The 12231-nt window shown below is 76.3% G+C and carries 11 protein-coding genes; 2 read left to right on the forward strand and 9 right to left on the reverse strand.

The window, feature by feature from the left end; translation table 11 throughout:
* Nucleotides 1-174 precede the first annotated feature (174 nt).
* Nucleotides 175-1824: a GGDEF domain-containing protein gene (locus tag ITJ85_RS07925; protein WP_217915816.1), complete on the forward strand. Its 1650-nt coding sequence runs from the start codon at nt 175-177 to the stop codon at nt 1822-1824.
* On the opposite strand, the gene ITJ85_RS07930 is transcribed toward ITJ85_RS07925, so the two are convergent.
* The 5 genes from ITJ85_RS07930 to ITJ85_RS07950 form a co-directional block, all read right to left on the reverse strand.
* Nucleotides 1802-2533, reverse strand: a complete 732-nt coding sequence (locus tag ITJ85_RS07930) for an ABC transporter permease (protein ID WP_217915817.1) — start codon at nt 2531-2533, stop codon at nt 1802-1804. The genes ITJ85_RS07925 and ITJ85_RS07930 overlap by 23 nt on opposite strands.
* Nucleotides 2530-3465: an ABC transporter ATP-binding protein gene (locus ITJ85_RS07935; protein ID WP_217915818.1), complete on the reverse strand. Its 936-nt coding sequence runs from the start codon at nt 3463-3465 to the stop codon at nt 2530-2532. Before ITJ85_RS07935 ends, ITJ85_RS07930 begins: the two co-directional genes overlap by 4 nt.
* Nucleotides 3462-4343, reverse strand: a complete 882-nt coding sequence (locus ITJ85_RS07940; RefSeq protein WP_217915819.1) for an ABC transporter permease subunit — start codon at nt 4341-4343, stop codon at nt 3462-3464. Before ITJ85_RS07940 ends, ITJ85_RS07935 begins: the two co-directional genes overlap by 4 nt.
* The gene (locus ITJ85_RS07945) at nt 4340-5290 is read right to left on the reverse strand and encodes an ABC transporter ATP-binding protein (RefSeq protein WP_217915820.1); all 951 of its coding nucleotides are present in this window, start codon (nt 5288-5290) and stop codon (nt 4340-4342) included. The genes ITJ85_RS07940 and ITJ85_RS07945 overlap by 4 nt, the downstream gene beginning before the upstream one ends.
* A 61-nt stretch (nt 5291-5351) precedes the next feature.
* Nucleotides 5352-6494, reverse strand: a complete 1143-nt coding sequence (locus ITJ85_RS07950; RefSeq protein ID WP_217915821.1) for an inositol-3-phosphate synthase — start codon at nt 6492-6494, stop codon at nt 5352-5354.
* Nucleotides 6495-6581: 87 nt separating this feature from the next.
* On the opposite strand from ITJ85_RS07950, the gene ITJ85_RS07955 reads away from it, so the two are divergent.
* Nucleotides 6582-7187, forward strand: a complete 606-nt coding sequence (locus tag ITJ85_RS07955; RefSeq protein ID WP_217915822.1) for a recombinase family protein — start codon at nt 6582-6584, stop codon at nt 7185-7187.
* On the opposite strand, the gene ITJ85_RS07960 is transcribed toward ITJ85_RS07955, so the two are convergent.
* From ITJ85_RS07960 to ITJ85_RS07975, 4 genes are all read right to left on the reverse strand, one after another.
* Complete coding sequence (locus ITJ85_RS07960) at nt 7184-7477, reverse strand: YciI family protein (protein WP_246496380.1); 294 nt, start codon at nt 7475-7477, stop codon at nt 7184-7186. The two genes, ITJ85_RS07955 and ITJ85_RS07960, sit on opposite strands and share 4 nt — an antisense overlap.
* Nucleotides 7478-7502: 25 nt before the next feature.
* Nucleotides 7503-7973, reverse strand: a complete 471-nt coding sequence (locus ITJ85_RS07965) for a DUF3237 family protein (RefSeq protein ID WP_217915824.1) — start codon at nt 7971-7973, stop codon at nt 7503-7505.
* Nucleotides 7974-8341: 368 nt separating this feature from the next.
* Complete coding sequence (locus ITJ85_RS07970; protein ID WP_217915825.1) at nt 8342-9859, reverse strand: D-glucuronyl C5-epimerase family protein; 1518 nt, start codon at nt 9857-9859, stop codon at nt 8342-8344.
* Between the two features lie 36 nt (nt 9860-9895).
* Complete coding sequence (locus ITJ85_RS07975) at nt 9896-12142, reverse strand: MMPL family transporter (protein ID WP_217915826.1); 2247 nt, start codon at nt 12140-12142, stop codon at nt 9896-9898.
* Nucleotides 12143-12231 lie beyond the last annotated feature (89 nt).

A 12231-nucleotide genomic window follows, 5' to 3' on the forward strand; every position in this document is an offset into this window, starting at 1 on the left:
CGGGGGCGCTGACGGGTGGGCAGTCCATGACGGTCTGTCGCGGTGGCGCGGGGGCGGTCTGGGCGTACCTGCCCGGCGCGGGGCGCACCGTACCAGAGGCCCGGTGGTGGCGACGCGGGCCGGGCATCCCCGGCGCTCATGGCGCGGGCCCGCGGCGCCGATGTCCCCGGGGCCGTGCAGGCACCGCGCCCACAGCCGGGACCCACCCGGCCCGTCGCCCTGGTCGTCTCCGACGCCGCGCTGACGCGGCACCGCCTGGCGCGGCGCCTGGGGCGCGCCGGCGCCGACGCGTCGCGGGCGGTCGACCCGTGGCGCGCGGCGGACGAGATCGCCCGCCGCGCGCCCGACGTGGTCGTGTGGTCGGCGCCCGCGCACGAGGCCCTCGCCCGCGAGCTGCTCGGCGGCCCGGCCGGCGGAGCGATCGTGCTCGTGGCCCCGGCCGGGGCGGCCGCCGGCAGGATCGTGGCGGCGCTCGAGGCCGGCTTCGCCGACGTCGTGCGCGCCGACGCCCGCGGCGCGGAGGTGGTGGCCCGCGCGCTGGCCGTGGCGCGACGGGCGGGGCGGATGGCCGCGGCGGCGGCCGACGCGGACGCCCTGCGCGCCCTCGTCGACGCGAGCCCCGACATCCTGGCGCGGGTGGCGCCCGACGGCAGCCTGCTGCACGTGTCCGCCGCGGTGCGGGACGTCCTCGGCGACGACCCGGGCCGCCTGGCGGGCGCGCGCGCCGCCGACCTCTGGCACCCCGACGACCGCGAGCGGACGGCCCGCGCGCTGGAGGGCGACGGCGGGTCGCTGCTGCACCGGGTGCGCCGGCGGGGCGGCGGGTGGGTGTGGCTCGAGACCACGGCGCGCGCGCTGCGCGATGATCACGGGCGCCTGCGGGAGACCCACACGGACTCACGCGACGTCACCGAGCGCGTGCGCGCGGAGGCCGAGCGCGAGGCGCTGGCCCGCGTGACCGCCGCCGTGGCGGCGGCCGCGCCGCTGCCGGAGGTGGCCGGCCTGGTCGCGGGCGAGGCGGCCGCCCTCTGCGACGTCGACGGCGCCGCCGTGGTGCGCTTCGCGGGCGACGAGGGCGTGGTGGTCGCCGCGGTCGGCCCGGCGCGGAGGGCGGGCGACCGCATGCCGCTCGCGACCCTGCCCGGGGGCGACCTGGTGCTGCCGGTGGTGGCCGACGGCCGGCCGTGGGGGATGGTCCACGCGCCCGGCGCCCGCTCGGGCCGGCCCGACGGGCCCCGCCGGGCGCGCCCGCTGGCCGACCTGCTCGCGCTCGCCGTGGCCAACGCCCGGGCGCGGGAGCGGCTCGTGGCCCTCGCGACCACCGACGGGCTGACCGGCCTCGCCAACCGGCGGGTCTTCCACGAGCGTCTGGCGGGCGAGGCGGCCCGGGCGCGGCGCGCCGGCCGGCCGCTGAGCCTGGTGATGATCGACCTCGACCACTTCAAGGCCGTCAACGACACCCACGGCCACCAGGCGGGCGACGAGGTGCTACGCGCGATGGCGACGCGCCTGCGCGAGACCAGCCGGGCGGGCGACGTGGTGGCCCGGTTCGGCGGCGAGGAGATGGCCTGGCTGCTGCCGGACGCCGCGTGGGCCGACGCGCTCGAGGCGGCCGAGCGGCTGCGCTCGCGCATCCGCGGCGAGCCGGTCGGCGCCGCCGGGCGGGTGACGGCGTCGCTGGGCGTGGCCGAGATGGACGGGCGCGGGCCCGAGGACCTCGTGCGCCGCGCCGACCTGGCGCTCTACCGCGCCAAGGCGGGCGGGCGCGACCGCTGCGTCGCCTGGGCCACCGGGATGGAGGCTACGGCAGCTCCGTCCGGGTGAGCCGGCGGGCCGCCGCCCAGGTGGCGAGGGCGCCGATGATCAGCAGGATCGCCACCGCGGCCCCCGCGGAGGCGTCGGGCGCGTTGACCCGCTGCACGCCCTCCACGGCGATCGCCCGGCCGTAGGCCGCGATCGAGAGGCGATCGGCCGACGCGGCGAACGTCGCGATCGAGCCCTCCCAGAGCAGGATGTAGAGCACCCCGATGACGACCGGACGGCGGGTGGTCATCGACAGCCAGGCCGAGACGGCGCAGTAGCAGAGCGACGACAGCGCGACGCCGGCCAGCGGCCACGCGAGCTGGCCGGCGGTGAAGCGGTCGCCCAGGCTGATGGCGGCCGCGGCGACGATCGAGGGCACCAGCAGCGCCAGGGCCAGCGTCCAGGCGGCCAGCACCTTCGTCAGCACGAGCGTCGTGCGCGAGAGAGGGGTGGCGGCGAGGTACAGGATCGTGCCGTCCTCGCGCTCCTCGCCGATCGCGCTCGCGCCGATCACCACGGCGACGAACGCCGTCACCGTGGGGATGACGAGGCGCTGCAGCAGGCGCGCCCAGAAGATGCGTGGGTCGATCTCGCCGGCGCTCGCGAAGACGATGGCGGCGACCACCGGCACCAGCACCAGCACCGACAGCGCCACCAGTCGGCGCCCGGCGACCAGGCTGCGCAGCGTGAGCCGGTAGACCGGCCACGAGACGCCGGGCGGGCCGGTCACCGGCCCACGCCCCGGGCGCGCTCGTGCAGGTAGGCGTAGACGCTCTCGAGGTCGTCGCCCACCGGCTCCACCCGGCGCAGCCGCGCGCCGGCGTCGCGCGCCAGCGGGGCCAGCCCGCGGGTGAAGCGCTCGACGTCCTCGCACTCGACGACGATCGCGCCGTCGTCGAGCCGCACCGACTCGACGAGGCCCGCGCCGACCAGCTCGCGCGCGAGGGCGCGGGCGGCGCCGGGCGCCTCGATGCGGAAGCTGCGGGGCCGCTCGGCGATGAGCTCCCGGATGGCCGCGGTCGCCCCGCTCGCCACCAGGTGGCCGTTGACCAGCACGATCACCCGCGGCGCCATCCGCTCCACCTCGTGCAGCACGTGAGAGGACACGAGCACCGTGCGCCCCTCCTCGCCGAGCCGGTGGACGAGCTCGACCACGTGGCGGCGGCGCCCCGGGTCGAGGCCGTTGAGCGGCTCGTCGAGCAGCAGCACCTCAGGATCGTGGGCCAGCGCCTGGGCCAGCTTCACGCGCTGGCGCATGCCGTGCGAGAAGCCCTTCAGCCTGCGGTCGGCCGCGTCCGCCAGGCCGACCTCGGCCAGCGCGCGGTCGGCGGCGGCCTCGGGGTCGGCGACGCCGCGCAGGCGGGCACACAGCGCGACCATCGCCCGCGCGGTGAGGAACGGCCACAGCGCGTCGCGGTCGTGCGCGATGCCGATGCGCCGGTAGGCGGCCGGGTTGGCCGCCAGGTCTTCGCCGAGCACGCGCACGGTGCCGCTGCTCGGGCGGGTGAAGCCGGCGCAGAGCTTCAGCGCGGTCGACTTGCCGGCGCCGTTGTGCCCCAGCAGGCCGGTGACGCCGGGCTCGAGGGCGAACGAGACGTCGGCCAGGGCGACGGTGTCGCCGTACCAGCGCGAGACGCCGTCGAAGACGAGGGGCGCGCTCATCCCTCGGCGCCGCGCCGGTAGCGGAACAGCAGCACCGCGGCGGCGACGCCCACCACCACGGCGTAGACGAGCCCCCACTGCCACAGGTCGTTGGGGATGTCGTCGCTCGCGTCGGGGAAGAGCTCGCCGGCGAACGAGATGGGCAGCACGGAGAGGTTCATCAGCTGCACCGCGTCGCTGTCGGGGAAGACCTCGCTCAGCAACCCGCCGACGATCGTCGGCGCCACGAGCAGCAGCAGGTAGCCGCCGACGGCGAACGCCCGGCGCGTGGTGAGCGACGCCACCGCCAGCCCGATCACGGCGTAGTAGACGGCGTTGACGAGGCCCGCGGCCACGATGCGGGGCAGCTCGTCCCACGTGTCCTGCAGGTAGGCGAGCGGGAACTCCTCGAAGACCAGCACGCCGCAGTAGAGGACGAGCAGCGGCACGAGAGTCACCAGCAGCAGCGGCACGACCGCGGCCAGCAGCCGCCCGGCCAGGTACTCGCGGCGGCTGACCGCGGTCGAGAAGTAGAGCGCCAGCGTGCCGTCGCGGCGGTCGGGGCACAGCAGCTCCGGCGTGGTGACCGCCGCGAACACGAGGATCACCACCCCGATGATCGCCTGGTACTCGGAGTAGGGCAGGGCGTCCGAGAGGTCGATGCCGCTCTGCTCTGCGAACAGCGCGCGCACGCCGAGCACGATCACCGCCGGCGCCACCGCCAGCAGGATGAGCGCGATCGGGATCGCCTTCGCCCGCCAGCCGCGCCGCGCGCCCAGGGAGCGCAGGGCGCCCCAGCGCGCCAGCGACAGCACCCCCGCCCAGCGCCCCCGGCGGACGCCGGAGTAGCGCGAGTAGCGGACGTCGCTGACCTGGGCGTCGCCGGCGCCCGTGCTCACCCGATCGCCTCCACCAGGGCGTCCTCCAGCGACGGCCCGGCGCCGCGCAGCTCGCGCAGGGCCACGCCGGCCTCGGCCACCGCGTCGCGGACGCCGTCGAGCAGCGCCTCCTCGGAGGGCCCGGCGACGGCGACGGCGTCGCCGTCGCGGCGCTCCGCGCGCAGGCCGCGGCGGACGAGGGCCTGCTCGAGCGCCGCCAGGTCGCCCGCCACGCGCACGATCACCCCGTCGCCCGCCGCGCCGGCCATCGCCGCGATGGGGCCCGCCGTGACCACCCGCCCGTCGCGCAGCGCGACGACCGCGTCGCAGGTGCGGGTGACGTCCTCGAGCACGTGCGACGACATCAGCACCGCGATGCCGAGCTCGCTCGAGAGGCGGCGCACGAGGGTCAGCATCTCGTCGCGCCCCGACGGGTCGAGGCCGTTGGTGGGCTCGTCGAGCACCACGAGCTCCGGCGCGTGCACGAGCGCCTGGGCGAGCTTGGTGCGCTGCTTCATGCCGGTCGAGAACGTGCCGATCAGGCGCGAGCGCTCCTCCTCGAGGCCGACCTGGAACAGCACCTCCGACGCGCGCAGCACGGCGTCGCGGCGGGGCAGCCCGCGCAGCTCCGCCATGTGCACGACCAGGTCGCGGGCCGTCATCTCCAGCGGCAGGCAGTCGAGCTCGGGCATGTAGCCCAGCCGCCGGCGCACCTCGCCGGGGTGGCGGGCGGCGTCGATGCCGAGCACCTCGACCGAGCCGGCGTCCGGCTGCACCAGGCCGAGGATCGTCTTCATGAGCGTCGACTTGCCGGCGCCGTTGGCGCCCAGCAGGCCGGTGGCCGCGGCGGTGATCTCCACCGAGACGCCGTCGAGCGCCTGCACGGCGCCGAACCGGCGCGCGAGGTCGCGGGTGGCGATCAGCCGCGTGGCGCTCGGCGCGGGGGCGGTGGGGGCGGCGGTGGTCACCCCCGTGCAGTCTAGAGACGGCCCCGCCCGCCCGCGTCGGCGCGGGCGGGGCCTCCCGCAGCTACTGGCGGACGGGCTCCTCGGCCTGGTGGCCGGCGGCGGGTGCCGCGCCGCCGGTCTGGCTCGAGCCGTCGCGGCCGGCGATGAACGCCTCGGTGAGGTCGTGCGCCTCGGCGTCCGGGTGCTGCACCGGCGGGCTCTTCATGAAGTACGACGACGGGCCCTCCAGCGTGCCGCCGATGCCGCGGTCCATCGCGAGCTTGGCGCAGCGGACGGCGTCGATGACGATGCCGGCCGAGTTGGGCGAGTCCCACACCTCGAGCTTGAGCTCGATGTTGATCGGCACGTCGCCGAAGCCGGCGCCCTCGAGGCGGATGTGGGCCCACTTGCGGTCCGTCAGCCACGGCACGTAGTCGCTCGGGCCGATGTGGACGTCGTCCTTGGCGATCTCGTCGTCGAGGATCGAGGTGACCGCGTTGGTCTTGGAGATCTTCTTCGACTCGAGCCGCTCGCGCTCGAGCATGTTGAGGAAGTCCGTGTTGCCGCCGAAGTTGAGCTGCGAGGTGTGGGCCAGCTTGACCCCGCGCTCGCGCATCAGGCGGGCGAGCTGGCGGTGCACGATGGTCGCGCCCACCTGGCTCTTGATGTCGTCGCCGACGATCGGCAGGCCGCGCTCGGCGAAGCGCTGCTGCCAGTACGGCTCGCGGCCGATGAAGACCGGCACGCAGTTCACGAACGCGCAGCCGGCGCGCAGGATCTGCTCGACGTACCACTTGGTGGCGTTCTCCGAGCCGACCGGCAGATAGCTCACGACCACGTGCGTGTTCGTGTCGCGCAGGATGCCCGCGATGTCGGCGGTCGGGCCGTCGGCTTTGGTGATGACCTCGGAGAGGTACTTGCCGAGGCCGTCGTGGGTCATGCCGCGGTGCACCTCGACGCCGAGATTCGGCACGTCGCACAGCTTGATGGTGTTGTTGGGCTCGGCGAAGATCGCGGCGGACAGGTCCGTGCCGACCTTCGTGGCGTTGATGTCGAACGCCGCCGTGAACTTCACGTCGCGGACGTGGTAGCCGCCGAGGTCGACGTGCATGAGCCCCGGCACGAAGCCCGCGGGATCGGCGTCCTTGTAGTACTCGACGCCCTGCACCAGGGATGCGGCGCAGTTGCCCACCCCGATGATCGCTACGTTGACGGTGTCGCTCACGCGTTGCTCCCTCTGCTGTCGGTGCGGCCCTTGCACGAACTCTTTCGCGTTTTTACACCAAACGGCCTTTAGTGTAAAGTCGCGGTCGTGGACCGGCCGCTCATCGGATACCTGCGCGTCGCGCCCCGCGAGCGGGCGGCGGACCGGCCGGGCCTGGACGCCCAGCGCGCCGAGCTGGAGCGCGCCGCCCGCGAGCGCGGGTGGCGCCTGGTGCGCGTGGAGGAGGACGTCCGCTCGGGGCGCAGCCTCCGCCGGCCGGGCCTGCGCGCGGCGCTCGCGGCATGCCGCGCGGGCGAGGCCGAGGGTATCGCAGTCGCCCGGCTCGACCGGCTGACCTACTCGCTCACCGACCTGGCCGAGCTGGTGCGCGAGGCGGTCGACGGCGGCTACACCCTCGTCGCGCTGCAGCCGGAGGTCGACATCTCGGCCGACGGCGGCCGGGCGGTGGGGGAGGTGCTCGCCGAGGCCGCCACCTGGCACCCGCGCGCGAGCACCACCGTCGGCCGCGCGCTGGCCGGCCGCCCCGGCCGGCCGTCCTCGACGCCGCCGCACGTGGCCGCGCGCATCCGCGAGCTACGGGGGCAGGGCATGACGCTCCAGGCGATCTGCGACACCCTGAACGCCGAGCAGGTGCCCACGCCGCGCGGCGGCGCCGAGTGGCGCCCCACCTCGCTGCGCTCCGTCCTGCGCTAGCCGCCGGCCGGGTCCAGCAGCCCCTCCAGGCCCGGGGCGGCGCGCACCGGCCGGTACTCGCGCACCTCGTACTCGGACATGCCGGCCGCGTGGAACGGGTCCTCGCGGATCATCTCCCACACCTCGTCGACGCTGCCGGCGCGGGCGAGGATGAGGCCGCCGACGAGCGGCTCCTCGCGGGCGGTCAGCAGGATCCGGTCGGCGTTGCGGCCGATCCAGGCCTTGTGCTCCTCGAGGAGGGCGTCGACCTCCTCGATCGGCCTGGTGTAGCGGGCGAGCAGCACGAACATCGGCACGGCCTCCCTGGTCGGCGGTTCAGCGGGGGATGGGCTCCCAGACGAGCTCGGCGAAGTCGATCACGAAGTCGACGCGGGCGCCCACCACGCCGCGCGCCTCGACGGGGCCGTCCTGCGGGCGGAACTCGCCCGTGCCCACGCAGACGACGTCGTTGAGCCAGGAGTAGCGCCCGTCGCCGCAGACGTGGGTCCCCGCGACGACGATCTGCCGGCCCTCCGGCGGGTACGGGCGGGCGAACCCGCGCCAGTCGAAGACGATCGTCGCGCCGTCGTCGGTCTCGATCGCCCCCTGGATGTCGGGCAGCGCGTTCTTGTCGACGCGCGAGCGGGGGTGGTTGGCGGCCGTCAGCCGGCCGGTGACCCGGCCCTCGACGGTCCCGTCGGCGACGAAGAAGTAGTGCCCCTCGCTGCCGGCCTCGCCCTCGAGGACGGTCCCGCGACCGCCGTCGGGGTAGCGGAACACGGCGCGGTAGAGCGGTTCGAGCCTCATGGGTCCTCCCGGGGGTCGGAGCGCATCGTACGTCGTCGCCGTCGGCGCACGGGCCGGCGCCGAGTGGCGCGCGGGGGGATCCGCGCCGAATGGCGCCCGCGGACGGCGACAAGTGGCGCGCGGGGGGTCCGCGCCGAATGGCGCCCGCGGACGGCGACAAGTGGCGCGCGGGGGGATCCGCGCCGAATGGCGCCCGCGGAGGGCGACAAGTGGCGCGCGGGGGATCCGCGCCGAATGGCACGCAGGAACGGCGCCACGTGGCGCGCTCGGCCGACGCGGAGCGGCCCGCCCCCGGCGCCGAGTGGCGCACGCGGTCGACGACGATCGGCGCGCGACCCACGGCGGCCCCCCGGGACACGCGCCGGCGGTCACCGCGCTGGGCACGCCACGCCCGCCCGCTCGACGTAGCCCTGCCAGCGGGCGGCGACGTCGGCGAAGCCGAGATCGGGATAGGTGACGGCCAGCCGTCCCAGTAGCCGGACGTGGTAGCAGTGGTAGTTGAGGTCGGCGAGGTACGAGCGCCAGGGCCGGCCGGGCGTGAGCAGACCGTAGAGGCTCCACGAGCCGGTGTCGTGGTCCGGGAGGTGGCGCGCCAGGCTGGCGGCGCCGCGGTCGGCGAGGTCCCGCGCCAGTCCGGCGGCCGTCGCGGCCACGGCGCCGCCGCCGGGGGCGCGGTCGAGCGCGGCGGCGGCGCCGCGCAGGTTGAGCAGCGTCACCATGAAGCCGTTGAGCGCGCCGCCGGTCCAGGGCTCCGCGCCCGGGTAGGCGCGCTCCACGTACCAGGGCGCCGGCGGGTGGCCGGCCGCGGTCGAGACCATGCTGCGCACGCCGCCGCGGTCGACGTCGACCGTGAGGGCGGCCAGCGCGAGCAGGGCGGCGCGGGCGAAGGCCGCGTCGCCCGTGCGCTCGGCGGCGTAGGCCATGACGAGGGCCACCCGGGCCTGCGCCATCCCGGAGGGGCCGGGCACGATCGCGGCCGGGTCGCCGGGGAGGTCGTAGTATTCCCACACCAGGAAGCGCCGCGCGCCGGCGCGCCGCTCCACGCCCATCGAGAGGAGCGCCGCGGCGAGCCCCTCGGGCGGCACGTCGGCGTTGAGCCCGCGCCAGCGGCCGGTGGTGGCGACGGCGTTGACCGCGAACGCCTGACCCGCCCGGTAGGTGAGGATCACCCCGTCGGCGTCGCGCAGCAGCACCCGGGCGGCGGGCGCGGCCCGGCGCGCGTACCACCATGCGTTGGCACGGAGGGCCCGCGCGATCGTCGCCCGCCGGCCCGGCGGGGCCGAACCCCCCGGCCCGAGCGCCTCGCGCCACAGCGCCAGCAGGCGCCGGATGTCCGCCTCCTCGACCGACCCCGGCGCCGCCCGCCCCAGCGCCGCCACGAGCTGCCGGCGCGCCGGCTCGTGCCCCGTGGGCGCCTCGCCGGCCGGGATCGCCACGCCCTCGGGGGGCGGCGCAGGCTCGGCCACGGCCCGCGGGGGCGGTGGCGCCGGAGCCGGATCCGGCTCCGGTTCCGGCGCGGGCGGGGCGGGCGCGCGCCCGCGGGTCGTGGCGGGAGGGCTGGCGGGGCCGGCCGGCGGCTCGGCTCGCGGCGGCCCCGGCGGGCCCGGCGGGAGCGGCGCCCCCTCCGGAGGCGGCACGGGGGCCGGCGCCCGCTCGCGCTCCCCCTCCGGCCGCGGCGGCGCGGGCGCGGCCGGCGACGGCCCGGACGGGGGCTGCTCGAGCAGCGCCTCCTCGGGCGCGGCGGCCGGCGCCACGGCGGCCGCGGCCGGCGCCGGGCCCGCCGCGGGCGACGGCTCTCCGGCCAGCCACGCGGCCCCGGCGAAGCCGATCACGGCCGCGCCGAGCCCGACCGCCGCCAGCGCGGCCAGTTGGCGCGGGGGGACCACCACCCCCTCATACCACGGGGGCGGTGGTCCCGGCTGCTACGCCTCCTCGGCCGCCGGCCGGCCCGGGGCCGCCGGGCGCGGGCGGTCGGCGTCGTCCACGAGCACCGTGGGCGGCTCGATCGTCAGGCGCGGCAGCGCCCGGTCGAGCCAGCGCGGCATGTACCACATGCGCTCGTCCATCAGGTGCATGATCGCCGGCACGATGATCAACCGCACCAGGAAGGCGTCGATCAGGATCGCCATCCCGAGCGCGAGCCCGAACTCCTTGATGATCCGGTCCTCGCCGAGCAGGAACGAGAGGAACACCACGGTCATGATCAGCGCCGCGGCCACGACCACCCGGCCGATCGCCGCGATGCCGCGGGTGATGGCGGGGCGGGCCCCGGCGCCGAGCGCGTACTCCTCCCGGATGCGGCTGGCGAGGAACACCTCGTAGTCCATCGACAGCCCGAACAGGATCGAGAACACGATCACGGGCACGAACGACTCGATCGGGCCGGTGCGGTCGAGGCCGATGAGGCCCTGCAGCCAGCCCCACTGGAAGACCGCGATCAGGATGCCGAAGCTCGCGAACGCCGAGCCGAGGGTGGTGATCGAGGCCTTCAGCGCGACCACGATCGAGCGGAACGCCATCGACAGCAGCACGAACGTGATGCCGATCACCGCCATCAGGAACAGCGGCAGGCGTTCGTAGATGCGCTGGGCCACGTCCTCGAACGCCGCCGTCGGGCCGCCGACGAACGCGGCGGCACCCGTGCCCTCCAGCGTGGCCGGGATCACGTCGCTGCGCAGCTCCTCCACGAGGTCCTGCGTGGCCGCGTCCTGGGGCGAGGTGGTGGGGTAGACCGTCACGATGCCCGTGTCGCCGGCCTCGTTGGCGATCGGGTCCGGGACGTTCTCGACGCCGTCGACCCGGCGGAACGCCGCGGCGAGCCGCTCGGCGCCGTCGCCGCCGGCGCCCTCGTCCACCGCGACCAGCAGCGGGCCGTTGAAGCCCGCGCCGAAGCCGTCCACGAGCAGGTCGTACGCCTTGCGCGTCGTCGTGTCAGGGGGGGCCGACCCGGCGTCGGATGCCCCCAGCTGCGCGTCGAACACCGGGATGCAGAGCACCAGCACGAGCACCGTGGCCGCGATGCCGAACTTGTGCGCGTTGCGCGTCACCAGGCGGCCCCAGCGCGCCACGGGCGAGCGCTCCTGGGCGGCGAGCGAGTCGTCCTTCGGCTTCATGAAGGGCAGCCGGCCCGTGTCGATGCGGTGCCCGAGCAGGCTGAGGATGGCGGGCAGGAGGGTGACCGCCGCGGCGACGGCGGTGACCACCGTGATCGCCGCCCCGAGGCCGAGCTTCGTGATGAAGTCGAGCCCGATCACGGCCAGGGCCGAGATCGAGATCGCCACCGTGATCCCGGCGAACAGCACGGCCCGCCCGGCGGTGGCCGCCGCGATCGCCGCGGAGTCCTCCGGGGAGTGCCCGTCGTGGAGCGCCTGCCGGAAGCGGGTGACGATGAACAGCGCGTAGTCGATGCCCACGCCGAGGCCGAGCATCGTGGCCAGCACGGGCGTGATGGTGTTGAAGTTGCTGACCGCCGCGGCGAGCAGCAGCAGGGAGGTGCCGAGGCCCACCGAGATCAGCGCGAGCACGATCGGCAGCCCCGCGGCGACCGCGCTGCCCAGCATCACGATCAGGATGATGATCGCCGCGACGATGCCGAGGAGCTCGCTGGTGCCGGTCTCGACCGGCTGGGCGGCCTGGATGACCTGCCCCGCGAACTCGAGCTGGACGCCCGAGCCCTCGACGGCCGCCAGCGTGTCGTCCTGGAAGCGCTCGACGTCGTCGACCGGCACGTCGAACGCGGCCTCGGAGAACTGGACGTCCGAGAACGCCACGCGCCCGTCGTCGCTGAGCTGCCCGCCGGTCCCGGCGAAGGGGTCGCCGACGTCCTCGACGCCGGGGATCCCGCCGGCCGCCGCCAGCGCGCGCTGCACGGCCTGGCGGGACGCGCCGCCGTCCAGCCGGCCGTCCTCGACGGCGAAGACGAGCTGGGCCGAGTCGCCGGCGCGCTGCTCGAAGCGCTGCTCGAGCAGGTCGGTGGCGCGCTGGGCGTCCGAGTCGGGGATCGTGAACTCGTCCACGAGCGTGCCGCCGGCGGTGGCCGAGGCGGTCACGATCGCGGCCGCCGCCACGATCCAGATGAGCACCGTCCGCCAGCGGTGACGCGCGCACGCGCGCGCCAGGCCCGCGAGCGCGCCCTCGTGCCGGTGGTCCATCTCTCGGTGCTGGCTCATGAGGTCCCCGGTGCTCGTCGTGCGGGGCCGCGCGGGCCCCCGGGCGGCGGCATGCTGCCACAGGCCGCGCGCGGCTGGGTAAACCGGGC

The organism is Miltoncostaea marina, from assembly GCF_018141525.1.
In the GTDB taxonomy this organism is placed as follows: Bacteria; Actinomycetota; Thermoleophilia; order Miltoncostaeales; family Miltoncostaeaceae; genus Miltoncostaea; species Miltoncostaea marina.

Bases quoted from the DNA above. Each gene is read 5' to 3' on its own strand.
- ITJ85_RS07935 (WP_217915818.1), bottom strand. From the start codon at position 3,465: ATGAGCGCGCCCCTCGTCTTCGACGGCGTCTCGCGCTGGTACGGCGAC.
- ITJ85_RS07960 (WP_246496380.1), bottom strand. From the start codon at position 7,477: ATGTTCGTGCTGCTCGCCCGCTACACCAGGCCGATCGAGGAGGTCGAC.
- ITJ85_RS07965 (WP_217915824.1), bottom strand. From the start codon at position 7,973: ATGAGGCTCGAACCGCTCTACCGCGCCGTGTTCCGCTACCCCGACGGC.
- ITJ85_RS07975 (WP_217915826.1), bottom strand. From the start codon at position 12,142: ATGAGCCAGCACCGAGAGATGGACCACCGGCACGAGGGCGCGCTCGCG.